Here is a 24,332-nt window from a genome sequence, read left to right as displayed (position 1 = left end):
ACGTAGGCCGGATAAGGTGCTTGCACCACCATCCGGCAACAAAATACTCAGGATTCGCTAACTACCACGGTACCAATTTCCGGGTGGCTGAAACTGGCGATTTTATCGAGACGAAGTTCACAAGACTCGCCGGAAACTTCGGCAAGCAGATATTCTACGTTTTTACGTAAGATCAAATCGTTCGCTTTTGCCTGCAAAACCTCGCCATCTTTTAACGTTAGCGTCAGTATTAAATGATGCATGCAGGCAAGCTCAAGACTATCGTAGTCATCGCAATTAATGGGTTGATACGTTTCATTCATTGACATAATCGCTCACCAGTAAGTTCGCGGCAGCATAAGCTGCCTTTTCCCTGACCGACTCTGAAAGGGCGCTATCTGCCGCCACTTCATTAAGCACTTTCAATACACAACCCAGCGCATCCGGGACATACCCTAAGTCTCCGCTGGCGATTTCCGCATACCGCTTGCGTACTAACTCACAATATTTTTCCACACGCCCTCCTGTCAGCATTCTGACTTAACCGTGGATGCAAGTCTAAGCCTACGAAGTTAAATCTTGTTTAGCAAGGTGACTATACCATACTCATTTGCGCAATATCAGCGCCTGACGCGAGTGGATAAAAGATTCGTTAACAGCCTTTTAGCGCGGTTTTCGCTACAATGGGCGCCTGATTCGAAAGGAGTTTTCTCATGGCGCTTAAAGCGACAATTTATAAAGCCGTCGTCAATGTGGCTGACCTTGATCGCAACCGGTTTCTGGATGCGGCATTGACGCTGGCGCGTCACCCTTCTGAAACGCAGGAGCGCATGATGCTGCGCCTGTTGGCATGGATAAAATATGCTGATGAACGGTTGCAGTTTACACGCGGGCTCAGCGCGGAAGATGAGCCGGAGGCCTGGCTGCGCAACGATCATCTGGGCATCGATCTTTGGATAGAGCTGGGGCTGCCGGACGAGCGCCGTATTAAGAAAGCCTGTACTCAGGCGAGCGATGTCGCGCTCTTTGCTTATAACTCCCGGGCGGCGCAAATCTGGTGGCAGCAGCATCAAAGCAAGTGCGCGCAGTTCGCTAACCTGTCCGTCTGGTATCTGGATGACGGGCAGCTGGCGCAGCTCAGTGAATTTGCCGATCGTACCATGACGCTACAGGCGACGATTCAGGACGGCGCAATCTGGCTTTCTGATGCTCGGAATAATCTGGAAATACAGCTAACCGCCTGGCAACAGCCCTCATGATTGCCATCTCCCGGACGGTCTCCATAGCCGATAATGAGCTGGAAATTACGGCCATTCGCGCGCAGGGCGCGGGTGGTCAGCACGTAAATAAGACCTCTAGCGCGATTCATTTGCGCTTTGACATTCGGGCCTCTGGCCTGCCAGAGTATTACAAACAGCGTTTGCTGACGGCCAGCCACCATCTGATAAGCGATGATGGCGTCATTATCATTAAGGCGCAGGAGTTCCGGAGCCAGGAGCTCAACCGGGAAGCGGCTATCGCCAGGCTGGTTGCCGTCATAAAAGAATTAACCGCGGTGCAGAAAAGCCGTCGCGCAACCCGTCCGACGCGTGCCTCGAAAGAGCGCCGCTTGTCCTCAAAGGCGCAAAAATCTTCTGTAAAGGCGCTTCGCGGCAAAGTTCGTCGTCCACTGGATTGACGGGCAGGAATAGCAATTTCATAAGGATTTTATGGTGAGAACAGCAATATTGTCAGTAGCGGCAGCCTGTACGCTATTTGCATTGATAGGGTGTAATAACCGTGCGGAAGTTGACGCCCTACAACCTGCGCAGGCGGCGGAATTAAAACCCATGCAGCAAAGCTGGCGCGGCGTGCTGCCCTGTGCGGATTGTGAAGGTATTGAAACGTCACTGTTTCTGGAAAAAGACGGCACATGGGTGATGAACGAGCGCTATCAGGGCGTGCGCGAAGAACCTTCCTCTTTTGCGTCATACGGTACCTGGGCGCGGACGGCGGATAAACTGGTGTTAACCGACAGCAATGGCGAGAAATCGTATTATCGCGCGAAAGGCAATGCGCTGGAGATGCTCGACAGAGAAGGCAATCCGGTGGCTTCGCAGCTTAATTATACGCTTGTGCCTGTTACCGCCAGCTTGCCGGTAACGCCAATGCCGCTGCGTGGTATGTATGTATACAGGGCCGATGCGGCGACCTTTACCGATTGTGCGACCGGAAAACGGCTCCCGGTCGCCAGTAACGCCCAGCTTGAGCGCGGCTATCTGACAGCGAAAGGTGAAGCGGAAAAACCGGTGCTGCTGACGGTAGAAGGGCATTTTGTGTTTGCCGCGAACCCGGACACGGGCGAGCCGGTAAAAATGCTAATAGCCGATAAAAATGCGAAGTTTGCGCCGGGTAAAGATTGCACTCACTAATAAAAGGCCTCGCAGGGTGCGAGGCCTTTACATATCTGCCGGGTGGCGCCGGGCAATGCCAACAAAATGTCGTTTAGCCTTTAATCGCCTTGACCAGATAATCAACGATATCGCCAGTTTTAATCAGCGATTTTTCACCGCTGCGACGGTATTTATACTCAATATCGTCGTTATCCAGGTTGCGATCGCCAATCACGATAGTATGTGGAATACCAATCAGCTCCATATCGGCAAACATCACGCCCGGGCGCTCTTTACGGTCGTCCATCAGCACTTCAATGCCCTGCGCGCGCAATTCGCTGTACAGCTTTTCCGCCAGCTCCTGCACACGGAAGGATTTGTGCATATTCATCGGCAGAATAGCGACCTGGAAAGGCGCAATGGCGTCAGGCCATACAATGCCGCGCTCGTCAAAGTTCTGCTCGATAGCCGCGGCAACGACACGTGTTACGCCGATACCGTAGCAGCCCATTGTCAGGATCTGGTTACGGCCATCTTCACCCTGAACGGAGGCTTTCAGCGCTTCTGAGTACTTGGTACCTAACTGGAAGATGTGACCCACTTCGATACCGCGTTTGATAAGCAACGTTCCCTGACCATCCGGACTCGGATCGCCGGCGACTACGTTACGGATGTCGGCAACAACAGGCGTCGCCACATCGCGATCCCAGTTAATACCAAAGTAGTGTTTACCGTCGATGTTGGCGCCAGCGGCAAAATCGCTCATGGCGGCAACGGTACGATCGATGATGACCGGAATCGGCATATTGACCGGGCCGAGGGAGCCAGGGCCGGCATTAATTACGGCGCGAATCTCTTCTTCGGTAGCGAAGGTCAGCGGGCTGGCAACGTGCGGCAGTTTTTCCGCTTTAACTTCATTCAGTTCATGATCGCCGCGAACCAGCAGAGCCACCAGCGGAGACTTGCTGTCTTTCACCGCTTTCACCAGCAGCGTTTTTACCGTTTTTTCAATTGGCAGGTTGAATTGTTCCACCAGCTCCGCGATGGTTTTGGCATTTGGCGTATCGACCAGAGTCATTTCCTGCGTCGCCGCTGCGCGCGGCGTTTGCGGCGCGATAGCTTCTGCCAGTTCAATGTTAGCCGCGTAATCAGAAACATCAGAGAAAACGATATCGTCTTCGCCGCTTTGCGCCAGCACCTGGAATTCATGCGAGGCGTTGCCGCCGATAGAACCGGTATCGGCCTGTACCGCGCGGAAATCCAGCCCCATACGGCTGAAGATACGGCTATACGCGGCGTACATGGCGTCATAGGTTTCCTGCAACGATTCCTGAGAGGTATGGAAAGAGTAAGCATCTTTCATCAGGAATTCGCGCGAACGCATCACGCCAAAGCGCGGACGCACTTCATCACGGAATTTGGTCTGGATTTGGAAGAAGTTCAGCGGCAACTGCTTATAAGAGCTGAGTTCATTACGCACCAGATCGGTGATAACTTCTTCGTGGGTCGGGCCGAGTACGAACGGACGCTCGCCACGGTCGACAAAACGCAGCAGTTCCGGACCGTACTGTTCCCAACGACCACTCTCTTGCCACAGGTCGGCTGGCTGAACGACTGGCATCGACACCTCGATAGCACCGGCGTTGTTCATCTCTTCACGCACGATGTTTTCGACTTTTTTCAGGACGCGCAGGCCGGTCGGCAGCCAGGTATATAACCCGGAGGCGAGCTTGCGGATCATCCCGGCGCGCAGCATCAGCTGGTGGCTGATAACCTCGGCGTCGGCAGGTGTCTCCTTCAGAGTGGAGAGCAGGTATTGGCTAGTACGCATGTTGTTACGGTTCCAGTTGAACGATCGAACAGGCTCAATGTGAGCCTGATACAAAAAAAGTGATTTAGTTTACCAGCGTGCAAGAGATGTCAAAAGAGAAGGGCGTGAAATTACCGTGGTTCCAGCGCAAACACTTCAAATCCGGTGTTAACCACACGCCAGCGCACGTTAAAATCATGCAGCCAGACGGCATAGGTTTTGCCCGTCTCTTCACCCTTACGATAAGCCGGGCGAGGATCTTGCGCCAGCACATCGCAAATAAATGTCCGTAGCTGCGGATAACGCCTTTCCAGCGTCGTAAGCTGTTGAGCCACCTCAGCGGTAAAACTCACGGGCATTTCAGCTATCGGCGCCTGTTGCGCATAGCTGGCGGCGGCGTCCGGTAAGGCCTCGGCAAACGGTAAATACGGTTTAATATCCACCACCGGCGTGCCATCCACCAGATCCAGACTGCCTAATTTCAGAATTACGCTCTCTTTGCGGCACTCGATACCTTTTAGCGCAACGAGCGACATGCCAATCGGATTGGGGCGGAACGTGGAGCGCGTGGCAAAAACGCCCATTCTGGCGTTACCACCAAGACGGGGCGGACGAACTGTTGGCCGCCAGCCGCCGTCCATCGTCTGATGAAAAACGAAAAGCACCCACAAATGGCTGAACGCTTCCAGGCCGCGAACGGCATCGGCCTGGTTGTAAGGCGCTATCAGATGCAGTTCGCCGCAGGCGCTTTTGACCAGACCAGGCTGGCGCGGAACGGCGAATTTTTCTTTATAGGGGGAGCGAATAACGCCGATTTGTTCAAACTGAAAGCTGCTCATTTCGCCGAAATATTCAGGGCGGACCCGATACAAACCGCCTGACGATAGCAGCCTGGCGTGCCGCTGGTAATTTCACAGCTGTGCAGCAGGACGGCGTTGGCTTTCATTTTAGATGCATTAATCTGCATACGCTTGCGCGCAGTTGGAATGTTAGGCGGAGAGTCTTGATTTGTCGCCTGGCAGGATTCGCCGCTAACCTCGCCAAGATCGCGGAAAGGTTTGCCGACTAAGTCTTCAGCATTGGTGTAAATCCTGACGGGAGCGGCACGCGGCGCTTTAGGTTTCTCCGGCTCCGCTTTTGGCGGGGTTGCGGTGCTTTGAACGGGTTCAACAGGGGATCTGCTTAGCATGGAACAACCGCCCAGCATGAGTGCCAATAAACAGATCGGTAAAGCACGCATAATATTTCCTCAATGAATGTTCTAATTGCCAGATATTGAATCAGGAGCTTGCATAAATGACAAGACGGGCAATAGCCCGTCCTGAATAATATTACAGATTGTGGAATCAGCCTAAAACTTACCAGCCTTTCACCGCGCCGCCATTAAAAACTTTATTTGCGGCTTCGTACACTTCATCAGACTGGTAAGCCTGAACGAATTTTTTCACATTCTCGGCGTCTTTGTTATCTTCACGCGTCACGATCAGGTTAACGTACGGAGAATCTTTATCTTCAACGAAGATACCGTCTTTCGCTGGCGTCAGGCCAATCTGGCTGGCGTAAGTCGTATTGATGACCGCTAACGCGATCTGCGCGTCATCCAGCGAACGCGGCAACTGCGGCGCTTCCAGCTCAACAATTTTCAGATTTTTCGGGTTTTCCACGATATCCAGCGAGGTCGGAAGCAGACCGACGCCGTCTTTCAGTTTAATCAGCCCTACTTTTTGCAGCAGCAGCAGGGAACGACCAAGGTTGGTCGGGTCGTTAGGCACAGCGACCTGGGAACCGTCCTTGAGCTCATCCAGTGATTTGATTTTTTTGGAATATCCTGCAATGGGATAGACAAAAGTCTTACCTACAGAAACCAGTTTGTAGCCGCGATCTTTGATTTGCTGATCCAGATACGGTTTGTGCTGGAAGGCATTGGCATCGATATCGCCTTTGCTCAGCGCTTCATTAGGCAGAACATAATCATTAAAGGTCACCAATTCCACGTCCAGGCCGTATTTTTCTTTCGCGACTTTCTGCGCGACTTCGGCAACTTGCTGTTCTGCGCCAACGATTACGCCGACTTTAATATGATTCGGATCTTTTTCATCCTGACCGCAACCCGCAAGTGCCAGAGAACCAATCAGAGCACCCACTGCCGCAAAGGTTTTGAATTTGAACGCCATGCTTATTTCCTTAATGAGTATTTGTGTTGTGTTTAACGTTACTTATGCGTGACAGCCCTGACGATGCGATCGCCGGATAACTGAATTAAATAAACCAGAACGACAAGTAATACCAGCACCGTATTCATCACGGTAGCATTGTATCCAATATAACCGTACTGATAGCCGATTTGACCGAGGCCACCAGCGCCGACGGCACCGCCCATTGCGGAGTAACCGACCAGGGTGATCAGTGTAATGGTTGCCGCATTCACCAGACCAGGCAGCGCTTCCGGTAAAAGGATTTTACGTACAATTTGCAGCGGCGTGGCGCCCATCGCTCGCGAGGCTTCAATCAGCCCGGCAGGGATCTCTAACAACGCATTTTCCACCATACGGGCGATAAAAGGCGCGGCGCCGACGGTCAGCGGTACAATCGCGGCCTGCAAACCAATGGAGGTGCCGACAATTATTCGGGTAAAAGGAATCATCCACACCAGCAGGATGATAAAGGGAATCGAGCGGAAAATATTGACCACCGCAGAGAGGGTGCGATACAGCCTGGCGTTCTCCATAATCTGCCCCGGGCGCGTAACATACAGCAATACGCCGACCGGCAGGCCAATCACGAAACCGAAGAAACCGGAGACAAAGGTCATCGCCAGCGTTTCCCAGACGCCACGAACCAGTAACCACATCATTGCCTCAGACATAACCCAGTACCTCTACTTTCACATGGTGATCCTGCAGCCAGGCAATTGCGGCTTGCGTCTCTTCTTGTGTGCCGTGCATTTCCGTTAGCATAATGCCGAACTTCACACCGCCCGCGTAATCCATCTGCGCGCTGATAATATTATTGTTCACGTTGAAACGACGCGCGGTTTCAGAAAGCAGCGGGGCATCCACAGACTGCCCGGTGAATTCCATGCGCAGCATCGGCACGCTGTCAGTTTCCGGCGACGCTTTCAAACGCGCCTGGTAATCTTCCGGAATGTCCAGATGCAGAGTGGACTGAATAAACTTCTGCGCCAGCGGCGTTTTAGGATGCGAGAAGACTTCGCTGACCGTATCCTGCTCAATAAGCTCGCCATTACTGATGACGGCAACGCAGTCGCAGATACGTTTTACGACATCCATTTCATGAGTGATAAGCAGAATCGTCAACCCCAGACGACGGTTGATATCTTTCAGCAATTCCAGAATCGAACGGGTCGTCGCGGGATCAAGCGCGCTGGTGGCTTCATCGCACAGCAACACTTTTGGATTACTGGCTAACGCGCGGGCAATCGCGACACGCTGTTTCTGACCTCCGGAAAGATTTGCCGGATAGCTGTCGTGCTTGTCGCCAAGACCGACTAAATCCAGCAGCTCTGTGACACGGCGTTTGATCTCTTCCTTTGGTGTGTTATCCAGTTCCAGCGGCAACGCGACGTTGCCAAATACGGTACGGGAAGAGAGCAGGTTAAAATGTTGGAAAATCATGCCGATTTGACGGCGAGCTTTGGTCAACTCAGACTCTGAAAGCGTTGTCAGCTCCTGACCGCCGACCTGAACGCTACCTTCGGTTGGACGTTCAAGTAAGTTTACGCAGCGAATGAGCGTACTTTTACCGGCGCCGGAGGCGCCGATGACGCCGTAAATTTGTCCGGCAGGGACATGCAGGCTGACATTGTTCAGCGCCTGAATGGTGCGCGCCCCCTGCTGGAACACTTTGGTAATATTCGAAAGTTTAATCATTGATTCTTTATTATCGTAATGAAATGAGCGGAGGCATTTTCGTCTGCCTAATACGGTCAACGCCGTCAACAGAATGGATGTTAAGGCATCCAGACGTCTAAATCAATCAGGCTTTATACGATGAGCACTTTCTTGCCTGCTGAAACATGCGATACTAGCGCCACTTGCTTTACTCAGGAGCTATAAAAGGTGGCAAAGTCTGTACCCGCAATTTTTCTCGACCGTGACGGCACCATTAATGTGGATCACGGCTACGTACATGAAATCGATGCATTCGAGTTTATAGACGGTGTTATTGACGCGATGCGCGAGCTAAAAAAAATGGGCTATGCGCTGGTGGTGGTGACGAACCAGTCCGGAATCGCGCGCGGCAAATTCACTGAGGCGCAGTTTGAAACGTTAACCGAATGGATGGACTGGTCGTTGGCGGATCGCGATGTTGATTTGGACGGCATCTATTATTGTCCTCACCATCCGCAGGGCAGTATAGAAGAGTTCCGTCAGGTATGTGATTGCCGCAAGCCGCATCCAGGAATGCTTATCTCGGCGCGTGATTTCCTGCATATCGATATGGCGGCTTCTTATATGGTGGGAGACAAGCTGGAAGATATGCAGGCGGCAGCGGCGGCAAATGTCGGGACAAAAGTGCTGGTGCGTACGGGCAAACCGGTCACGGCAGAAGCAGAAAACGCGGCGGACTGGGTGTTAAACAGCCTTGCCGACCTGCCATCGGCGATAAAAAAGCAGCAAAAATAAGCGTTATGGATAAAAGATGAGCGGTTAAAACAAAAATGCATTTTTCCGCTTGTCTTCCTGAACCGACTCCCTATAATGCGCCTCCATCGACACGGCGGATGTGAATCACTTCACACAAACAGCCGGTCGGTTGAAGAGAAAAATCCTGAAATTCAGGGTTGACTCTGAAAGAGGAAAGCGTAATATACGCCACCTCGCGACGGTGAGCTGAAAGCCGCGTCGCACCTGCTCTTTAACAATTTATCAGACAATCTGTGTGGGCACTCGAAGATACGGATTCTTGACGTCGCAAGACGAAAAATGAATACCAAGTCTCAAGAGTGAACACGTAATTCATTACGAAGTTTAATTCATGAGCATCAAACTTTTAAATTGAAGAGTTTGATCATGGCTCAGATTGAACGCTGGCGGCAGGCCTAACACATGCAAGTCGAACGGTAACAGGAAGCAGCTTGCTGCTTCGCTGACGAGTGGCGGACGGGTGAGTAATGTCTGGGAAACTGCCTGATGGAGGGGGATAACTACTGGAAACGGTGGCTAATACCGCATAACGTCGCAAGACCAAAGAGGGGGACCTTCGGGCCTCTTGCCATCAGATGTGCCCAGATGGGATTAGCTTGTTGGTGAGGTAACGGCTCACCAAGGCGACGATCCCTAGCTGGTCTGAGAGGATGACCAGCCACACTGGAACTGAGACACGGTCCAGACTCCTACGGGAGGCAGCAGTGGGGAATATTGCACAATGGGCGCAAGCCTGATGCAGCCATGCCGCGTGTATGAAGAAGGCCTTCGGGTTGTAAAGTACTTTCAGCGGAGAGGAAGGTGTTGTGGTTAATAACCACAGCAATTGACGTTACCCGCAGAAGAAGCACCGGCTAACTCCGTGCCAGCAGCCGCGGTAATACGGAGGGTGCAAGCGTTAATCGGAATTACTGGGCGTAAAGCGCACGCAGGCGGTCTGTCAAGTCGGATGTGAAATCCCCGGGCTCAACCTGGGAACTGCATTCGAAACTGGCAGGCTTGAGTCTTGTAGAGGGGGGTAGAATTCCAGGTGTAGCGGTGAAATGCGTAGAGATCTGGAGGAATACCGGTGGCGAAGGCGGCCCCCTGGACAAAGACTGACGCTCAGGTGCGAAAGCGTGGGGAGCAAACAGGATTAGATACCCTGGTAGTCCACGCCGTAAACGATGTCTACTTGGAGGTTGTGCCCTTGAGGCGTGGCTTCCGGAGCTAACGCGTTAAGTAGACCGCCTGGGGAGTACGGCCGCAAGGTTAAAACTCAAATGAATTGACGGGGGCCCGCACAAGCGGTGGAGCATGTGGTTTAATTCGATGCAACGCGAAGAACCTTACCTGGTCTTGACATCCACGGAAGTTTTCAGAGATGAGAATGTGCCTTCGGGAACCGTGAGACAGGTGCTGCATGGCTGTCGTCAGCTCGTGTTGTGAAATGTTGGGTTAAGTCCCGCAACGAGCGCAACCCTTATCCTTTGTTGCCAGCGGTTAGGCCGGGAACTCAAAGGAGACTGCCAGTGATAAACTGGAGGAAGGTGGGGATGACGTCAAGTCATCATGGCCCTTACGACCAGGGCTACACACGTGCTACAATGGCGCATACAAAGAGAAGCGACCTCGCGAGAGCAAGCGGACCTCATAAAGTGCGTCGTAGTCCGGATTGGAGTCTGCAACTCGACTCCATGAAGTCGGAATCGCTAGTAATCGTGGATCAGAATGCCACGGTGAATACGTTCCCGGGCCTTGTACACACCGCCCGTCACACCATGGGAGTGGGTTGCAAAAGAAGTAGGTAGCTTAACCTTCGGGAGGGCGCTTACCACTTTGTGATTCATGACTGGGGTGAAGTCGTAACAAGGTAACCGTAGGGGAACCTGCGGTTGGATCACCTCCTTACCTGAAAGAAGCGTACTTTGAAGTGCTCACACAGATTGTCTGATGAAAAACGAGCAGTAAAACCTCTACAGGCTTGTAGCTCAGGTGGTTAGAGCGCACCCCTGATAAGGGTGAGGTCGGTGGTTCAAGTCCACTCAGGCCTACCAGATTTTCCCTGAATACTGCGTTGTGAAATAACTCACATACTGATGTATGCTTCGTTATTCCACGCCTTGTCTCAGGAAAAATTATCGGTAAAGAGGTTCTGACTACACGATGGGGCTATAGCTCAGCTGGGAGAGCGCCTGCTTTGCACGCAGGAGGTCTGCGGTTCGATCCCGCATAGCTCCACCATCTCGTGAGTGTTTACGAAAAAATACTTCAGAGTGTACCTGAAAGGGTTCACTGCGAAGTTTTGCTCTTTAAAAATCTGGATCAAGCTGAAAATTGAAACACAGAACAACGAAAGTTGTTCGTGAGTCTCTCAAATTTTCGCAACACGATGGTGTTTTACGAAACATCTTCGGGTTGTGAGGTTAAGCGACTAAGCGTACACGGTGGATGCCCTGGCAGTCAGAGGCGATGAAGGGCGTGCTAATCTGCGATAAGCGCCGGTAAGGTGATATGAACCGTTATAACCGGCGATACCCGAATGGGGAAACCCAGTGTGACTCGTCACACTATCATTAACTGAATCCATAGGTTAATGAGGCGAACCGGGGGAACTGAAACATCTAAGTACCCCGAGGAAAAGAAATCAACCGAGATTCCCCCAGTAGCGGCGAGCGAACGGGGAGGAGCCCAGAGCCTGAATCAGCATGTGTGTTAGTGGAAGCGTCTGGAAAGGCGCGCGATACAGGGTGACAGCCCCGTACACAAAAGCGCATGTGCTGTGAGCTCGATGAGTAGGGCGGGACACGTGGTATCCTGTCTGAATATGGGGGGACCATCCTCCAAGGCTAAATACTCCTGACTGACCGATAGTGAACCAGTACCGTGAGGGAAAGGCGAAAAGAACCCCGGCGAGGGGAGTGAAAAAGAACCTGAAACCGTGTACGTACAAGCAGTGGGAGCCCCACCACTAAGCCAGTGGTGAACTCCACATACGCATCCTTTGCTGAGGATACGGTTAACGGAGCGAAAGCGACGTTCAACCGCAAAACAAGCAGAGGGGGCTTAGTGGTGGGGTGACTGCGTACCTTTTGTATAATGGGTCAGCGACTTATATTCTGTAGCAAGGTTAACCGTATAGGGGAGCCGGAGGGAAACCGAGTCTTAACTGGGCGTTAAGTTGCAGGGTATAGACCCGAAACCCGGTGATCTAGCCATGGGCAGGTTGAAGGTTGGGTAACACTAACTGGAGGACCGAACCGACTAATGTTGAAAAATTAGCGGATGACCTGTGGCTGGGGGTGAAAGGCCAATCAAACCGGGAGATAGCTGGTTCTCCCCGAAAGCTATTTAGGTAGCGCCTCGTGAATTCATCTCCGGGGGTAGAGCACTGTTTCGGCTAGGGGGCCATCCCGGCTTACCAACCCGATGCAAACTGCGAATACCGGAGAATGTTATCACGGGAGACACACGGCGGGTGCTAACGTCCGTCGTGAAGAGGGAAACAACCCAGACCGCCAGCTAAGGTCCCAAAGTCATGGTTAAGTGGGAAACGATGTGGGAAGGCCCAGACAGCCAGGATGTTGGCTTAGAAGCAGCCATCATTTAAAGAAAGCGTAATAGCTCACTGGTCGAGTCGGCCTGCGCGGAAGATGTAACGGGGCTAAACCATGCACCGAAGCTGCGGCAGCGACACTGTGTGTTGTTGGGTAGGGGAGCGTTCTGTAAGCCTGCGAAGGTGGCCTGTGAGGGGTGCTGGAGGTATCAGAAGTGCGAATGCTGACATAAGTAACGATAAAGCGGGTGAAAAGCCCGCTCGCCGGAAGACCAAGGGTTCCTGTCCAACGTTAATCGGGGCAGGGTGAGTCGACCCCTAAGGCGAGGCCGAAAGGCGTAGTCGATGGGAAACGGGTTAATATTCCCGTACTCGGTGTTACTGCGAAGGGGGGACGGAGAAGGCTATGTTGGCCGGGCGACGGTTGTCCCGGTTTAAGCGTGTAGGTGTGTGTTCCAGGTAAATCCGGTTCACTTTAACACTGAGGCGTGACGACGAGGCACTACGGTGCTGAAGCAACAAATGCCCTGCTTCCAGGAAAAGCCTCTAAGCATCAGGTAACATCAAATCGTACCCCAAACCGACACAGGTGGTCAGGTAGAGAATACCAAGGCGCTTGAGAGAACTCGGGTGAAGGAACTAGGCAAAATGGTGCCGTAACTTCGGGAGAAGGCACGCTGACACGTAGGTGAAGTGATTTACTCATGGAGCTGAAGTCAGTCGAAGATACCAGCTGGCTGCAACTGTTTATTAAAAACACAGCACTGTGCAAACACGAAAGTGGACGTATACGGTGTGACGCCTGCCCGGTGCCGGAAGGTTAATTGATGGGGTCAGCGCAAGCGAAGCTCCTGATCGAAGCCCCGGTAAACGGCGGCCGTAACTATAACGGTCCTAAGGTAGCGAAATTCCTTGTCGGGTAAGTTCCGACCTGCACGAATGGCGTAATGATGGCCAGGCTGTCTCCACCCGAGACTCAGTGAAATTGAACTCGCTGTGAAGATGCAGTGTACCCGCGGCAAGACGGAAAGACCCCGTGAACCTTTACTATAGCTTGACACTGAACATTGAGCCTTGATGTGTAGGATAGGTGGGAGGCTTTGAAGTGTGGACGCCAGTCTGCATGGAGCCGACCTTGAAATACCACCCTTTAATGTTTGATGTTCTAACGTGGACCCGTGATCCGGGTTGCGGACAGTGTCTGGTGGGTAGTTTGACTGGGGCGGTCTCCTCCTAAAGAGTAACGGAGGAGCACGAAGGTTGGCTAATCCTGGTCGGACATCAGGAGGTTAGTGCAATGGCATAAGCCAGCTTGACTGCGAGCGTGACGGCGCGAGCAGGTGCGAAAGCAGGTCATAGTGATCCGGTGGTTCTGAATGGAAGGGCCATCGCTCAACGGATAAAAGGTACTCCGGGGATAACAGGCTGATACCGCCCAAGAGTTCATATCGACGGCGGTGTTTGGCACCTCGATGTCGGCTCATCACATCCTGGGGCTGAAGTAGGTCCCAAGGGTATGGCTGTTCGCCATTTAAAGTGGTACGCGAGCTGGGTTTAGAACGTCGTGAGACAGTTCGGTCCCTATCTGCCGTGGGCGCTGGAGAACTGAGGGGGGCTGCTCCTAGTACGAGAGGACCGGAGTGGACGCATCACTGGTGTTCGGGTTGTCATGCCAATGGCACTGCCCGGTAGCTAAATGCGGAAGAGATAAGTGCTGAAAGCATCTAAGCACGAAACTTGCCCCGAGATGAGTTCTCCCTGAGACTTTAGGTCTCCTGAAGGAACGTTGAAGACGACGACGTTGATAGGCCGGGTGTGTAAGCGCAGCGATGCGTTGAGCTAACCGGTACTAATGAACCGTGAGGCTTAACCTTACAACGCCGAAGATGTTTTGGCGGATTGAGAAGACAACAATTTTCAGCTCAGATTCAGAGTCCGAAGGATTTTACGCTGAGACAAGGCGGCAAACGCAGCGACGGAAGGAGCATACAGAAGTATGTGACTGACGCTCGCAAGAGCAGCCAACGCCGTATCAGTGTAAAAGACACAGGACAGAGCACAAAGAATTTGCCTGGCGGCACTAGCGCGGTGGTCCCACCTGACCCCATGCCGAACTCAGAAGTGAAACGCCGTAGCGCCGATGGTAGTGTGGGGTCTCCCCATGCGAGAGTAGGGAACTGCCAGGCATCAAATTAGAAGTATGGCATTAACTTTCGGGGCAGTTCACTACTCGACAGAGAGTAGGACAAAAGCGAAAGCTTTTGAATGTTGCGAAGCAACGGCCCGAAGGGTGAATCACGAAGTGATTCATAAACTGCCAGGCATCAAATTGCAGGAAACCGGGATGAAAATCCGGGTTGTGACAAAGAAATTCGGTGGAGCGGTAGTTCAGTTGGTTAGAATACCTGCCTGTCACGCAGGGGGTCGCGGGTTCGAGTCCCGTCCGTTCCGCCACTTATTAAGAGCCCTGAGCATTAGCTCAGGGCTTTTTCTTTGCATGTCATTTAATTATTGCTCAATTCGCAAAAATCCTCTGCATTTCTCGCTCTTTTTCTGCAAAGCGCTGAAGGTCATAATCCCCTCAGTTAACGAACATAGTGATTAAAAAGAGGAATTCTATGACTATCCCTGCATTCGGTTTAGGTACTTTTCGCCTGAAAGACGACGTGGTTATCGCTTCTGTTAAAACGGCGCTTGAACTGGGCTACCGTGCTGTCGACACTGCACAGATCTATGATAATGAAGCGGCTGTTGGACAGGCGATTGCTGAAAGCGGTGTACCACGTAATGAGCTGTACATCACCACCAAGATCTGGATTGAAAACCTTAGCAAAGACAAACTAATCCCAAGCCTGAAAGAGAGCCTGAAAAAACTGCGTACCGATTATGTCGATCTGACGCTGATCCACTGGCCATCTCCGGGTGATGCTGTGTCTGTCGAAGAATTTATGCAGGCATTGCTGGAAGCTAAAAAACAAGGGCTGACTCGCGAAATTGGCATTTCAAACTTCACCATTCCGTTGATGAAAAAGGCTATTGCCGCGGTGGGCGCAGACCATATCGCCACCAACCAGATTGAGCTATCTCCGTATCTGCAGAATCGTAAGGTGGTTGACTGGGCGAAAGCGCACGGTATCCATATCACCTCTTACATGACGCTGGCATACGGTAAAGCGCTGAAAGATGAAGTGATTGCGCGCATTGCGGCTAAACATAATGCGACCCCGGCGCAGGTTATTCTGGCATGGGCTATGGGTGAAGGTTACTCCGTGATCCCTTCATCCACCAGGCGTGAAAACCTGGCAAGCAACCTGCTGGCACTGGACCTGCATCTGGATGCCGAAGATAGAGCAGCGATCGCGGCACTGGACTGCAACGACCGCCTGGTTAGCCCGGAAGGACTGGCTCCTGCCTGGGATTAATTACCCGATCCTTTGTACCTTTACCCCTCTTTCACAGCTCCTGCGGGGGCTGTTCTTATATATTCGCTCAAAAAGTCGATAAATGCCCGAATGCGTGTGCTGACGGCGCGATCGCTGTAGTAAACGGCGCTGAAAGGCATTTCTACCGGCAGACGTTTATCGGCCAGCAGTTCCACCAGTTCTCCCCGCGCGATCTCTTTATCAATCATATAATCTGAAAGACATGCAATGCCGTTACCGTTCAGGCAAAGTTGTTTTAACGTTTCTCCGCTGTTGGAAGAAATCCCACATTCGATCTCATGGAGCTGCCCATCGCTACAGGCTATTGGCCAGGTATTGAGCGAGATGGGTTCAGAGAACCCCAGGCACAGATGCCGTTTTAACTCTTCAACGGTCTCTGGCTTGCCAAAACGGGCAATATAATCCGGTGAGGCGATAATCTTACGATAACTGGTAAATAACGGACGCGCGCGCAGACTTGAATCTGTCAACGTGCCTGCGCGTATCGCAACATCCACTTTTCGTTCAATAAGATTGATGAACGTTTCTGAGGAGACAAGAGACAACGTTATTTCCGGATACCGTTCACGAAAAGGTTTAATCAGCGGCATCAGGAAATGCAGCATTACCGGCGTTGCCGCATCAATACGCAGTAAGCCGCGCGGGGTATTACGCGACTCCATGATTTCCGTTTCTGCGGCGGCCATTTCTTGCAGTATCTGCTGCACGCGCCTGAAGTATCGCTCTCCTTCTTCAGTCAGGCTCAGCTGTCGGGTCGTACGATTAAGCAGACTGACGCCGAGCTTCATCTCCAGCTTTTTAACTGCCCGGCTGACAGCGGAATTGGCCTGTCCAAGCTGCTCTGCCGCCCGGCTGAAGCTGCCGCTTTCCACGACAGCGACAAAAATTGCAAGTTCTTCGGAGGTTGCTTTCATTTTTGCACCTGAAGCAAAATTAAATTGATATTTTGAATATTTTTGTCATTAAAACATCCAGGCATACTGCGTGTCATCTGATTACTGATGTTATGGAGTTATTTATGCCTCTCGCTTTATTTGCACTGACAATAAGTGCCTTCGCTATTGGCACGACTGAGTTTGTGATTGTCGGCCTGGTGCCGACCATTGCACAACAACTGGCGATCTCGTTACCTTCCGCCGGAATGTTGGTTTCAATCTATGCGCTGGGCGTGGCTATTGGCGCGCCGGTGCTGACTGCTCTGACCGGACGCCTGCCGCGTAAACAGTTACTGGTCGCGCTGATGGTCTTGTTTACGGCCGGAAATTTGCTGGCATGGCAGGCACCGGGCTATATGACATTAATCGTCGCCCGTCTGCTGACGGGGCTGGCGCACGGTGTGTTCTTCTCAATTGGCTCTACCATCGCGACAAGTCTGGTGCCGAAAGAGAAAGCGGCTTCCGCCATCGCCATTATGTTTGGCGGCTTAACGGTGGCGCTGGTAACCGGCGTACCGCTGGGTACGTTTATCGGTCAGCACTTTGGCTGGCGAGAGACTTTTCTTGCTGTATCACTGTTAGGAGTGATTGCGCTGATGAGCAGTCAACTGCTGATCCCGGCCAACATCCCCGGTCGGGCTGCCGCCAGCATTCGTGACCAGGTGAAAGTGCTGACCCATCCTCGTCTGTTGCTGATTTACGCCGTTACGGCGCTGGGCTACGGCGGTGTATTCACGGCATTCACCTTCCTGGCGCCGATGATGCAGGATCTGGCTGGATTCTCCCCGGCAGCAGTGAGCTGGATCTTGCTGGGTTATGGCGTATCTGTGGCTATCGGCAATATCTGGGGCGGTAAACTGGCGGATAAGCATGGTGCCGTGCCGGCTCTGAAATTCATTTTCGCCGCGCTGTTTGTTCTGCTGATGGTCTTCCAGGTGACGGCTTCCACGCAGTATGCCGCGCTGGCTACCATTCTGGTGATGGGGATCTTTGCCTTCGGTAACGTACCGGGGTTGCAGGTCTACGTGGTACAGAAAGCGGAACAATTCACGCCTAATGCGGTAGATGTGGCGTCAGGTCTGAACATTGCGGCGTTTAACATTGGTATTGCGCTGGGCTCCGTGATTGGCGGGCAAACGGTGGAGCATTACGGTTTGGCGCAGACGCCGTGGATTGGCGCCCTCATTGTTCTGGTGGCTTTCCTGCTGATGGGTGTCAGCGGACGTCTTGATAAACCTGTACGCATTGCTCTGGAGTAAATTATTGATGTAAGCGCCTACTTACAAAACAAACTTCAATTGTTCGTTGAAAGTGAGTGCTAAAATCCCTATAACAGAAGAACCAGTCCGGTTGAGGACTGGTTGACGTTACAGAGGTTTGAAAGTCAAAAGTGCGAAAAAACACCTATGCGATGCGCTATGTTGCCGGACAGCCCGCCGAGCGGATTTTGCCGCCAGGGTCGTTTGCGAGCATTGGCCAGGCATTGCTCGCCGGGGAACCGCTAAGCAGTGAAGAGCGGATCCGTATCCTCGTGTGGAATATATTCAAGCAGCAGCGAGCCGAATGGTTATCGGTGCTGAAGAACTACGGCAAAGATGCGCATCTGGTCCTGTTGCAGGAGGCACAGACGACGCCTGAACTGGTACAGTTTGCCACCGCTAACTATCTTGCCGCCGACCAGGTTCCCGCTTTTGTACTACCTCAGCATCCGTCTGGCGTCATGACGCTTTCTGCCGCCCATCCTGTTTACTGCTGCCCTTTACGGGAAAGAGAACCGATTTTACGTTTGGCGAAATCAGCCCTGGTGACGGTATATCCCTTGCCGGATACCCGTTTATTAATGGTAGTAAATGTTCATGCGGTAAATTTTAGTCTGGGCGTGGACGTATACAGTAAGCAGTTACTTCCGATCGGCGACCAGATTGCGCACCATAGCGGCCCTGTCATTATGGCGGGTGATTTTAATGCCTGGAGCCGCCCACGTATGAATGCGTTGTACCGCTTTGCACGTGAGATGTCGCTGCGCCAGGTGCGTTTCACTGACGATCAGCGCCGTCGTGCGTTTGGACGACCGCTGGATTTTGTTTTTTATCGTGGGTTAAACGTGAATGAAGCCTCCGTACTGGTGACGCGCGCTTCCGATCACAATCCGCTACTCGTTGAATTCAGTCCCGGCAAACCTGAGCAATAAAGGTGCGTCAGGTCTGCCGTGGGGCAGGCCTCTTCGGGTGCTGCCCTCTATTTTTCTCATAACAGAAGGGCACTACCATGACAACGCATTCCCATCATGACAATGTTGAAAAGCAGTTTGGTTCACAGGCGAACGCCTATTTACATAGCGCCGTTCACGCATCGGGTCGTGACTTAGCGCGGCTGGCGCAAAGGCTGTCTGATTTTTCCCACGCGAACGTACTGGATATGGGATGTGGAGCTGGACACGCGAGTTTTGTCGCTGCGCAACATGCCAACTCGGTCGTGGCATACGATTTATCCGCCAGCATGCTTGAGGTTGTCGCTGGAGCGGCGGAAGAAAGACATTTAAGTAATATTACTCTCCGCCAAGGCTATGCCGAAAAACTGCCCTTTGAAGATGCATCGTTTGAGGTGGTGATTAGCCGCTATTCCGCGCATCACTGGCACGACGTTGGTCAGGCATTGCGTGAGGTTTATCGTGTATTAAAACCCGGCGGCGTGCTGATTATCATGGATGTCATGTCGCCTGGACATCCTGTACGCGATATCTGGCTGCAAACGGTGGAGGCGTTACGCGACACGTCGCATGTCCGTAACTATTCCAGTGGCGAATGGCTGACGATGGTCAATAACGCGATGCTGGTAACGAATACCGTGATAACCGATCGTTTATCGCTGGAGTTTCGCTCATGGGTAACGCGGATGCGTACGCCAGCGCCGTTGGTTGAGGCGATTCGATTATATCAGGCGAGCGCCCCGGTAGAGGTGAAGCGTTATTTTGAGTTGCAGGATGACGGCTCGTTTAGCAGCGATACTATCATGCTGGAAGCGCATAAAGCGGTATAGCAATTTAAAAGGCGCCGGGGGAAGCGGCGCCTTTTGGCTTTTTCGTCGGACAATATCAGGAGTCTGGCGTGCTATTGTCCTTCACAAACAACGTAAGCTGATCGCCCGGTTGTAGATTATCCGTATCATGGTTCCAGCGCATCACATCTTTGATATTCACCCCGTGACGTCTGGCTATACTGGAAAGCGAATCGCCTTTACGGACACGATAGGTAATGCTATCGCTATTGTTTGCCAGTCGTTGCGCGCTGCTGCCAGCGCCCACGGTCAGGCTTTGCCCGATTTTCAGGCGCGAACCACGCAGGTTGTTCCACTGCTGCAAGTCCTTCGTGCTTACGCCAAGCCGCGAAGCAATACCGGAAAGCGTATCGCCAGAGCGCACCTTATAGCTACGGCTATTCAACGGCGTATTGTCGGCGATCAGTTGGGACTGAACGGCGTCAATCTCACCGGAAGCCAGCGACTCACGCAACTGCTCGGCATGCTTTTTGGGCACCATAACATATTGCGGACCGCTTACGCCTAAGGTAGACCCTTTTACACCGGCATTAAACGTCTTCAGCTTGCTGATAGACATGCCCGCCATATCCGCAACCTGGGCCATTTCAACTGGACTGTTTAAACGAACTCGTGCCAGCGCTCGGCTTTCATCTGTTGTTGGCAGACGTACGCCGTAGCGTTTGCTGTTTTTGAGAATTTCACTCAATGCCAGCATCTTAGGTACGTAGAGTTTCGTTTCTCTGGGCAAAGAAAGCGACCAGAAATCCGTCGGTTTTCCACGCGCTTTGTTTGCTTTAATTGCCCGCATAACACGGCCTTCGCCGCTGTTATACGCTGCAACGGTTAACAGCCAGTCGCCGTCAAACATTTTGTTCAGACGCTGCATCATGTCTAACGCGGCGGTCGTAGAGGCTACAACATCGCGACGCGCGTCATAATTACGGGTCTGCTTTAAACCATAATTGCGCCCTGTGCTCGGTATGATCTGCCAGATGCCTGCGGCATTGGCGCCAGACGTTGCGTGAGGATCAAAAGCGCTCTCCACTATGGGTAGTAGTACTAGCTCCATAGGCATGTTACGTTTCTTAACCTGCCCCGCTATCCAGTACATATACGGCTCTGCCCGTAAAGTTACATCGTGGAGATAGCTCTTATTGCGTAAATACTTCTGTTTCTGTTCGCGAATCCGGCTGTTTTCCGGAATTCCCATCTTTAGCTCGTCGCCAATGAAAGCCCACAAGTCCTGATCTGGCGCGATAGACGTTCCGTCGTCCATCCATCGTGCCTGACTCGTAAACTTTCCTGCTTCCCCTTGACCAGCTGCAGAAAGGCTCTGTGCGTGCTGTTGGACGTTGCCAGTGTTCTGAGACGTCTGGCACCCCACAAGCAGGACAGAGGCGAGTAATATCGCTTTTGCCTTCATGTGTGTGTCAATAGTTGCTTAAAAGACGACCGATCATAACGGCGAAGTTAGCGAATGACAAGTAAGAATTATCAGAACGTGTCTTTCTTTGACCTTAACCATGCAAAACGCGCTTCTGGTTGTTGCAATATTGTTTCTTTGTTGATTTCGTTAATTAAATCAATATCTTCAGTTCTTAAAAAAAGATTAATCTTACGCTCATTTTTAAGAATAACGGGTAATGTCATTTGTTTTTTTACACGTAACTCTTTAACTTTACGATAATATTCATTTATGAACGAATCGTGCGGAAGTATGCTCAATGCGAACTTAATGTTAGCTAAAGTGTATTCGTGAGCGCAGCAAATGAGCGTGTCGTCAGGCAGAGAGTTAATTTTCATAAGTGACTGATACATCTGTGATGGCGTGCCTTCAAACAGTCGACCACAGCCGCCAGAGAACAGCGTGTCGCCGCAGAATAAGTAAGGATGGCTAAAGTAACAGACGTGTCCTAACGTGTGGCCCGGCGTGGCAAAAAGAGTAAATTTCTCGCCTAAAACGCGAATAGTATCGCCATCGCCAACAAGATGGGTTGCTCCCTTGTCTTGCGTTTCCGCCGGTCCATAAACCGTCATTTGCGGGAAGTGTTGCAACAGCTCTTTGACTCCGCCAACATGGTCGTGATGGTGATGCGTCAGAAAAATCGCCTCCGGCATCCACTTATGTTCAGCAATGGCCTTTAAGACGGGTGCCGCTTCGCCGGGATCAACAATCGCACAGCGGCCTTCATCATTGGTCAGCACCCAGATGTAATTGTCCTGAAACGCGGGAATACTGTTAAGATTCATATATTACCTCTCAAATAATTAGCGGAAGGTTGCGATGAAACCGGCAAGGCTCTCTCAAACTGTCGTTGCGCCCGGATGTTGGGGTGAGTTGCCCTGGGGCAATTACTACCGTGAGGCGCTGGAACAGCAGCTAAATCCGTGGTTTGCAAAAATGTATGGTTTCCATTTGCTTAAAATCGGTAATTTAAGCGCAGAAATCAATTCCGAAGCGTGCGCGGTCTCCCATCAAGTGAATGTTTCGTCGCAGGGGTCGCCGATGCAGGTTCTGGCCGATCCGCTACACCTTCCTTTTGCAGATAAATCCGTCGATGTTTGTCTGCTGGCGCATACTTTGCCGTGGTGTACCGATCCGCACCGTTTATTGCGGGAAGCCGACCGCGTATTGATTGATGACGGTTGGCTGGTCATCAGTGGATTTAACCCGCTGAGTTTGATGGGGTTACGTAAACTGGTACCCGTTTTACGTAAAACACCGCCCTATAATAGTCGGATGTTTACCCTTATGCGGCAACTGGACTGGCTGTCTTTACTCAATTTTGAAGTGCTACATTATAGCCGTTTTCATGTCTTACCCTGGAAAAAGCAGGGAGGGCGGCTTTTAAATACGCATATCCCGGCGCTGGGCTGTTTACAGCTTATTGTGGCCCGTAAGCGGACCATCCCGCTTACGCTTAATCCGCTGCGACATAATAAAAGTAAAACCCCTATCCGCCAGACCGTTGGCGCCACCCGGCAATATCGCAAACCGGATGGCTAACCTTCCGCCTGGTAGCCACTATCTTCCTGCGTGGGATTCATTGCCGCGGCGCGCGCCAGTTCATCACAACGCTCGTTTTCGGGATGGCCTGCATGGCCTTTGACCCATACCCATTTGATCTGATGCTGGCCTAACGCAGCATCGAGACGTTTCCAGAGATCGACATTTTTTACGGGTTTCTTTTCCGCTGTTTTCCAGCCGCGTTTCTTCCAGTTATGAATCCATTGGGTAATTCCTTGCCGCACATATTGGCTGTCGGTGCTCAATGTCACTTCGCAATGTTCTTTTAACGCTTCAAGCGCGACGATCGCCGCCATCAGTTCCATACGGTTATTGGTGGTCAGCGTGTAACCTTCACTAAACGTTTTTTCATGACCGCGATAGCGTAAGATAGCGCCATAACCGCCAGGCCCTGGATTCCCCAGGCAAGAGCCATCGGTGAAAATTTCTACCTGTTTAAGCATCTCTGGTAGACTTCCTGTAATTGAAATCGATAACAAAACGCAAGTCTGACATAAATGACCGATATGAGCACTGCAATTACACGACAGATTGTCCTCGATACCGAAACCACCGGTATGAACCAGATAGGCGCGCACTATGAAGGTCACAAGATTATTGAGATCGGTGCGGTTGAGGTGATAAACCGTCGTCTGACCGGCAACAATTTTCATGTTTACCTGAAGCCGGATCGGCTGGTGGATCCGGAAGCGTTTGGCGTACACGGTATTGCCGATGAGTTTCTGCTGGATAAGCCGGTTTTTGCTGATGTGGTCGATGAGTTTCTCGATTATATCCGCGGCGCGGAGCTGGTCATCCATAACGCATCGTTCGATATCGGCTTTATGGATTATGAGTTTGGTCTGCTTAAACGCGATATTCCTAAAACCAATACTTTCTGCAAAGTTACCGATAGCCTGGCGTTGGCGCGGAAAATGTTCCCCGGCAAGCGTAACAGCCTTGATGCGCTGTGTTCGCGTTATGAGATAGATAATAGCAAACGTACTTTGCACGGCGCATTGCTCGATGCCCAGATCCTTGCCGAAGTGTATCTGGCGATGACGGGCGGACAAACGTCCATGACGTTTGCGATGGAAGGAGAGACGCAACGGCAGCAAGGTGAAGCGACCATTCAGCGAATCGTTCGCCAGGCCAGCCGGTTACGGGTCGTTTTTGCCTCTGAGGAAGAGCTGGCTGCGCATGAATCGCGGCTTGATCTGGTGCAGAAAAAGGGCGGAAGTTGCCTTTGGCGGGCGTAATTTATTCCTTTTTAGGCTATAAAAATCATCCTTCGGGCGATTTTTGCAGCAACTGATTCAAAAGGTGAGAAAAAGCGTTGACGGGCGACACCGCAAACCGTAATATTCGCCTCGTTCCCAGCGGGAACATCACGGAGCGGTAGTTCAGTTGGTTAGAATACCTGCCTGTCACGCAGGGGGTCGCGGGTTCGAGTCCCGTCCGTTCCGCCAGATACAAATCTCAGGGTGTTTTTATACATCCTGTGAAGTAAAAAAAACCGTATCACTGTAAAAGGGATGCGGTTTT

General features: G+C 51.8%; 22 protein-coding genes, 4 tRNA genes and 3 rRNA genes. 17 read left to right on the top strand and 12 right to left on the bottom strand.

The window, feature by feature from the left end; all coding sequences use genetic code 11:
• Positions 1 to 47: 47 nt before the first annotated feature.
• Entirely contained in the window at positions 48 to 308 is a 261-nt protein-coding gene (rof, locus tag EOS98_RS18020) for a Rho-binding antiterminator (protein ID WP_000062330.1), read from the bottom strand.
• A complete protein-coding gene (locus EOS98_RS18015) occupies positions 295 to 495 on the bottom strand; it encodes a YaeP family protein (RefSeq protein ID WP_001518678.1) in 201 nt (66 codons plus the stop codon). Before EOS98_RS18015 ends, rof begins: the two co-directional genes overlap by 14 nt.
• Before the next feature lie 197 nt (positions 496 to 692).
• Between EOS98_RS18015 and EOS98_RS18010 the strand changes: the two genes are divergently transcribed.
• The 3 genes from EOS98_RS18010 to nlpE are packed head-to-tail and all read left to right on the top strand — an operon-like array spanning position 693 to position 2,390.
• Positions 693 to 1,238 carry a YaeQ family protein gene (locus EOS98_RS18010; protein ID WP_001185319.1) on the top strand — a complete coding sequence of 182 codons (546 nt, stop codon included), beginning with the start codon at positions 693 to 695 and terminating at the stop codon, positions 1,236 to 1,238.
• Positions 1,235 to 1,657, top strand: a complete 423-nt coding sequence (arfB, locus tag EOS98_RS18005; RefSeq protein ID WP_000560528.1) for an alternative ribosome rescue aminoacyl-tRNA hydrolase ArfB — start codon at positions 1,235 to 1,237, stop codon at positions 1,655 to 1,657. The genes EOS98_RS18010 and arfB overlap by 4 nt, the downstream gene beginning before the upstream one ends.
• A 31-nt stretch (positions 1,658 to 1,688) precedes the next feature.
• Positions 1,689 to 2,390, top strand: coding sequence for an envelope stress response activation lipoprotein NlpE (gene nlpE / locus EOS98_RS18000; protein ID WP_000252576.1), 702 nt, complete (start codon positions 1,689 to 1,691; stop codon positions 2,388 to 2,390).
• Between the two features lie 73 nt (positions 2,391 to 2,463).
• On the opposite strand, the gene proS is transcribed toward nlpE, so the two are convergent.
• From proS to metN, 6 genes are all read right to left on the bottom strand, one after another.
• Complete coding sequence (gene proS, locus EOS98_RS17995) at positions 2,464 to 4,182, bottom strand: proline--tRNA ligase (protein WP_001260683.1); 1,719 nt, start codon at positions 4,180 to 4,182, stop codon at positions 2,464 to 2,466.
• A gap of 110 nt (positions 4,183 to 4,292) precedes the next feature.
• On the bottom strand, positions 4,293 to 5,000 hold the full coding sequence (tsaA, locus tag EOS98_RS17990; RefSeq protein WP_000093988.1) for a tRNA (N6-threonylcarbamoyladenosine(37)-N6)-methyltransferase TrmO: 708 nt from the start codon (positions 4,998 to 5,000) through the stop codon (positions 4,293 to 4,295).
• Positions 4,997 to 5,401 carry an Rcs stress response system protein RcsF gene (gene rcsF / locus EOS98_RS17985; protein ID WP_001202315.1) on the bottom strand — a complete coding sequence of 135 codons (405 nt, stop codon included), beginning with the start codon at positions 5,399 to 5,401 and terminating at the stop codon, positions 4,997 to 4,999. Before rcsF ends, tsaA begins: the two co-directional genes overlap by 4 nt.
• A 118-nt stretch (positions 5,402 to 5,519) precedes the next feature.
• Positions 5,520 to 6,335 carry a methionine ABC transporter substrate-binding lipoprotein MetQ gene (metQ, locus tag EOS98_RS17980; protein ID WP_000874215.1) on the bottom strand — a complete coding sequence of 272 codons (816 nt, stop codon included), beginning with the start codon at positions 6,333 to 6,335 and terminating at the stop codon, positions 5,520 to 5,522.
• A gap of 38 nt (positions 6,336 to 6,373) precedes the next feature.
• On the bottom strand, positions 6,374 to 7,027 hold the full coding sequence (locus EOS98_RS17975) for a methionine ABC transporter permease MetI (protein WP_001287489.1): 654 nt from the start codon (positions 7,025 to 7,027) through the stop codon (positions 6,374 to 6,376).
• Positions 7,020 to 8,051, bottom strand: coding sequence for a methionine ABC transporter ATP-binding protein MetN (gene metN, locus EOS98_RS17970; RefSeq protein ID WP_000594017.1), 1,032 nt, complete (start codon positions 8,049 to 8,051; stop codon positions 7,020 to 7,022). The genes EOS98_RS17975 and metN overlap by 8 nt, the downstream gene beginning before the upstream one ends.
• A 189-nt stretch (positions 8,052 to 8,240) precedes the next feature.
• Here metN and gmhB point away from each other — a divergent pair, with 189 nt between their 5' ends.
• The 8 genes from gmhB to dkgB all read left to right on the top strand — a co-directional run bounded on the left by gmhB (position 8,241) and on the right by dkgB (position 15,785).
• A complete protein-coding gene (gene gmhB, locus EOS98_RS17965) occupies positions 8,241 to 8,807 on the top strand; it encodes a D-glycero-beta-D-manno-heptose 1,7-bisphosphate 7-phosphatase (RefSeq protein ID WP_001140158.1) in 567 nt (188 codons plus the stop codon).
• A 369-nt stretch (positions 8,808 to 9,176) separates the two neighbouring features.
• Positions 9,177 to 10,718: ribosomal RNA gene (locus EOS98_RS17960) — 16S ribosomal RNA — on the top strand.
• Positions 10,719 to 10,787: 69 nt separating this feature from the next.
• Positions 10,788 to 10,864 (top strand) — tRNA-Ile (locus EOS98_RS17955).
• 111 nt (positions 10,865 to 10,975) lie between these two features.
• Positions 10,976 to 11,051: transfer RNA gene (locus tag EOS98_RS17950), tRNA-Ala, on the top strand.
• 180 nt (positions 11,052 to 11,231) lie between these two features.
• Positions 11,232 to 14,237: ribosomal RNA gene (locus tag EOS98_RS17945) — 23S ribosomal RNA — on the top strand.
• A 196-nt stretch (positions 14,238 to 14,433) separates the two neighbouring features.
• Positions 14,434 to 14,549 (top strand): 5S ribosomal RNA (rrf, locus tag EOS98_RS17940).
• Together the 16S, 23S and 5S rRNA genes with 3 tRNA genes alongside form the textbook arrangement of a ribosomal RNA operon.
• A gap of 191 nt (positions 14,550 to 14,740) precedes the next feature.
• Positions 14,741 to 14,817, top strand: a tRNA-Asp gene (locus tag EOS98_RS17935).
• Positions 14,818 to 14,981: 164 nt separating this feature from the next.
• Positions 14,982 to 15,785 (top strand): 2,5-didehydrogluconate reductase DkgB, encoded by an 804-nt coding sequence (gene dkgB, locus EOS98_RS17930; protein WP_023216583.1) that lies wholly within the window; start codon positions 14,982 to 14,984, stop codon positions 15,783 to 15,785.
• 20 nt (positions 15,786 to 15,805) lie between these two features.
• Here dkgB and yafC read toward each other — a convergent pair whose 3' ends face one another.
• Positions 15,806 to 16,720, bottom strand: coding sequence for a DNA-binding transcriptional regulator YafC (gene yafC, locus EOS98_RS17925; RefSeq protein WP_001647892.1), 915 nt, complete (start codon positions 16,718 to 16,720; stop codon positions 15,806 to 15,808).
• A 104-nt stretch (positions 16,721 to 16,824) separates the two neighbouring features.
• On the opposite strand from yafC, the gene EOS98_RS17920 reads away from it, so the two are divergent.
• The 3 genes from EOS98_RS17920 (at position 16,825) to EOS98_RS17910 (ending at position 19,780) form a co-directional block, all read left to right on the top strand.
• Positions 16,825 to 18,000 (top strand): MFS transporter, encoded by a 1,176-nt coding sequence (locus tag EOS98_RS17920; protein ID WP_001127536.1) that lies wholly within the window; start codon positions 16,825 to 16,827, stop codon positions 17,998 to 18,000.
• Between the two features lie 131 nt (positions 18,001 to 18,131).
• Positions 18,132 to 18,932, top strand: a complete 801-nt coding sequence (locus tag EOS98_RS17915; RefSeq protein ID WP_127821191.1) for an endonuclease/exonuclease/phosphatase family protein — start codon at positions 18,132 to 18,134, stop codon at positions 18,930 to 18,932.
• Between the two features lie 77 nt (positions 18,933 to 19,009).
• Positions 19,010 to 19,780, top strand: coding sequence for a class I SAM-dependent methyltransferase (locus EOS98_RS17910; RefSeq protein WP_000207237.1), 771 nt, complete (start codon positions 19,010 to 19,012; stop codon positions 19,778 to 19,780).
• 55 nt (positions 19,781 to 19,835) lie between these two features.
• Here EOS98_RS17910 and mltD read toward each other — a convergent pair whose 3' ends face one another.
• Together mltD and gloB are read right to left on the bottom strand one after the other, a co-directional pair.
• Positions 19,836 to 21,203 carry a murein transglycosylase D gene (gene mltD, locus EOS98_RS17905; protein ID WP_000644706.1) on the bottom strand — a complete coding sequence of 456 codons (1,368 nt, stop codon included), beginning with the start codon at positions 21,201 to 21,203 and terminating at the stop codon, positions 19,836 to 19,838.
• 71 nt (positions 21,204 to 21,274) lie between these two features.
• Entirely contained in the window at positions 21,275 to 22,030 is a 756-nt protein-coding gene (gene gloB, locus EOS98_RS17900) for a hydroxyacylglutathione hydrolase (protein ID WP_094894614.1), read from the bottom strand.
• A gap of 34 nt (positions 22,031 to 22,064) precedes the next feature.
• Between gloB and EOS98_RS17895 the strand changes: the two genes are divergently transcribed.
• On the top strand, positions 22,065 to 22,787 hold the full coding sequence (locus EOS98_RS17895; RefSeq protein WP_000801238.1) for a class I SAM-dependent methyltransferase: 723 nt from the start codon (positions 22,065 to 22,067) through the stop codon (positions 22,785 to 22,787).
• On the opposite strand, the gene rnhA is transcribed toward EOS98_RS17895, so the two are convergent.
• Positions 22,784 to 23,251 carry a ribonuclease HI gene (rnhA, locus tag EOS98_RS17890; RefSeq protein ID WP_039589908.1) on the bottom strand — a complete coding sequence of 156 codons (468 nt, stop codon included), beginning with the start codon at positions 23,249 to 23,251 and terminating at the stop codon, positions 22,784 to 22,786. The genes EOS98_RS17895 and rnhA overlap by 4 nt on opposite strands.
• Positions 23,252 to 23,314: 63 nt before the next feature.
• On the opposite strand from rnhA, the gene dnaQ reads away from it, so the two are divergent.
• Together dnaQ and EOS98_RS17880 are read left to right on the top strand one after the other, a co-directional pair.
• On the top strand, positions 23,315 to 24,046 hold the full coding sequence (dnaQ, locus tag EOS98_RS17885; protein ID WP_001670675.1) for a DNA polymerase III subunit epsilon: 732 nt from the start codon (positions 23,315 to 23,317) through the stop codon (positions 24,044 to 24,046).
• Positions 24,047 to 24,179: 133 nt separating this feature from the next.
• A tRNA-Asp gene (locus tag EOS98_RS17880) sits at positions 24,180 to 24,256 on the top strand.
• Positions 24,257 to 24,332: the final 76 nt, after the last annotated feature.

The organism is Salmonella sp. SSDFZ69, assembly GCF_004010755.1.
GTDB classification, from domain to species: domain Bacteria; phylum Pseudomonadota; class Gammaproteobacteria; order Enterobacterales; family Enterobacteriaceae; genus Salmonella; species Salmonella enterica.
The sequence above is the reverse complement of the archived record's forward strand: the minus strand, read 5'-3'. Positions and strand labels throughout refer to the sequence as shown.

Excerpts from the sequence above, each read along its gene's own strand:
- EOS98_RS17975 (WP_001287489.1), bottom strand. The coding sequence starts at position 7,027 with ATGTCTGAGGCAATGATGTGGTTACTGGTTCGTGGCGTCTGGGAAACG.
- nlpE (WP_000252576.1), top strand. The coding sequence starts at position 1,689 with ATGGTGAGAACAGCAATATTGTCAGTAGCGGCAGCCTGTACGCTATTT.
- EOS98_RS17895 (WP_000801238.1), top strand. The coding sequence starts at position 22,065 with ATGAAACCGGCAAGGCTCTCTCAAACTGTCGTTGCGCCCGGATGTTGG.
- mltD (WP_000644706.1), bottom strand. The coding sequence starts at position 21,203 with ATGAAGGCAAAAGCGATATTACTCGCCTCTGTCCTGCTTGTGGGGTGC.
- tsaA (WP_000093988.1), bottom strand. The coding sequence starts at position 5,000 with ATGAGCAGCTTTCAGTTTGAACAAATCGGCGTTATTCGCTCCCCCTAT.
- yafC (WP_001647892.1), bottom strand. The coding sequence starts at position 16,720 with ATGAAAGCAACCTCCGAAGAACTTGCAATTTTTGTCGCTGTCGTGGAA.
- arfB (WP_000560528.1), top strand. The coding sequence starts at position 1,235 with ATGATTGCCATCTCCCGGACGGTCTCCATAGCCGATAATGAGCTGGAA.
- EOS98_RS18010 (WP_001185319.1), top strand. The coding sequence starts at position 693 with ATGGCGCTTAAAGCGACAATTTATAAAGCCGTCGTCAATGTGGCTGAC.
- proS (WP_001260683.1), bottom strand. The coding sequence starts at position 4,182 with ATGCGTACTAGCCAATACCTGCTCTCCACTCTGAAGGAGACACCTGCC.
- rof (WP_000062330.1), bottom strand. The coding sequence starts at position 308 with ATGTCAATGAATGAAACGTATCAACCCATTAATTGCGATGACTACGAT.
- rcsF (WP_001202315.1), bottom strand. The coding sequence starts at position 5,401 with ATGCGTGCTTTACCGATCTGTTTATTGGCACTCATGCTGGGCGGTTGT.
- metN (WP_000594017.1), bottom strand. The coding sequence starts at position 8,051 with ATGATTAAACTTTCGAATATTACCAAAGTGTTCCAGCAGGGGGCGCGC.
- dnaQ (WP_001670675.1), top strand. The coding sequence starts at position 23,315 with ATGAGCACTGCAATTACACGACAGATTGTCCTCGATACCGAAACCACC.
- gloB (WP_094894614.1), bottom strand. The coding sequence starts at position 22,030 with ATGAATCTTAACAGTATTCCCGCGTTTCAGGACAATTACATCTGGGTG.
- dkgB (WP_023216583.1), top strand. The coding sequence starts at position 14,982 with ATGACTATCCCTGCATTCGGTTTAGGTACTTTTCGCCTGAAAGACGAC.
- rnhA (WP_039589908.1), bottom strand. The coding sequence starts at position 23,251 with ATGCTTAAACAGGTAGAAATTTTCACCGATGGCTCTTGCCTGGGGAAT.
- EOS98_RS17920 (WP_001127536.1), top strand. The coding sequence starts at position 16,825 with ATGCCTCTCGCTTTATTTGCACTGACAATAAGTGCCTTCGCTATTGGC.
- metQ (WP_000874215.1), bottom strand. The coding sequence starts at position 6,335 with ATGGCGTTCAAATTCAAAACCTTTGCGGCAGTGGGTGCTCTGATTGGT.
- EOS98_RS17910 (WP_000207237.1), top strand. The coding sequence starts at position 19,010 with ATGACAACGCATTCCCATCATGACAATGTTGAAAAGCAGTTTGGTTCA.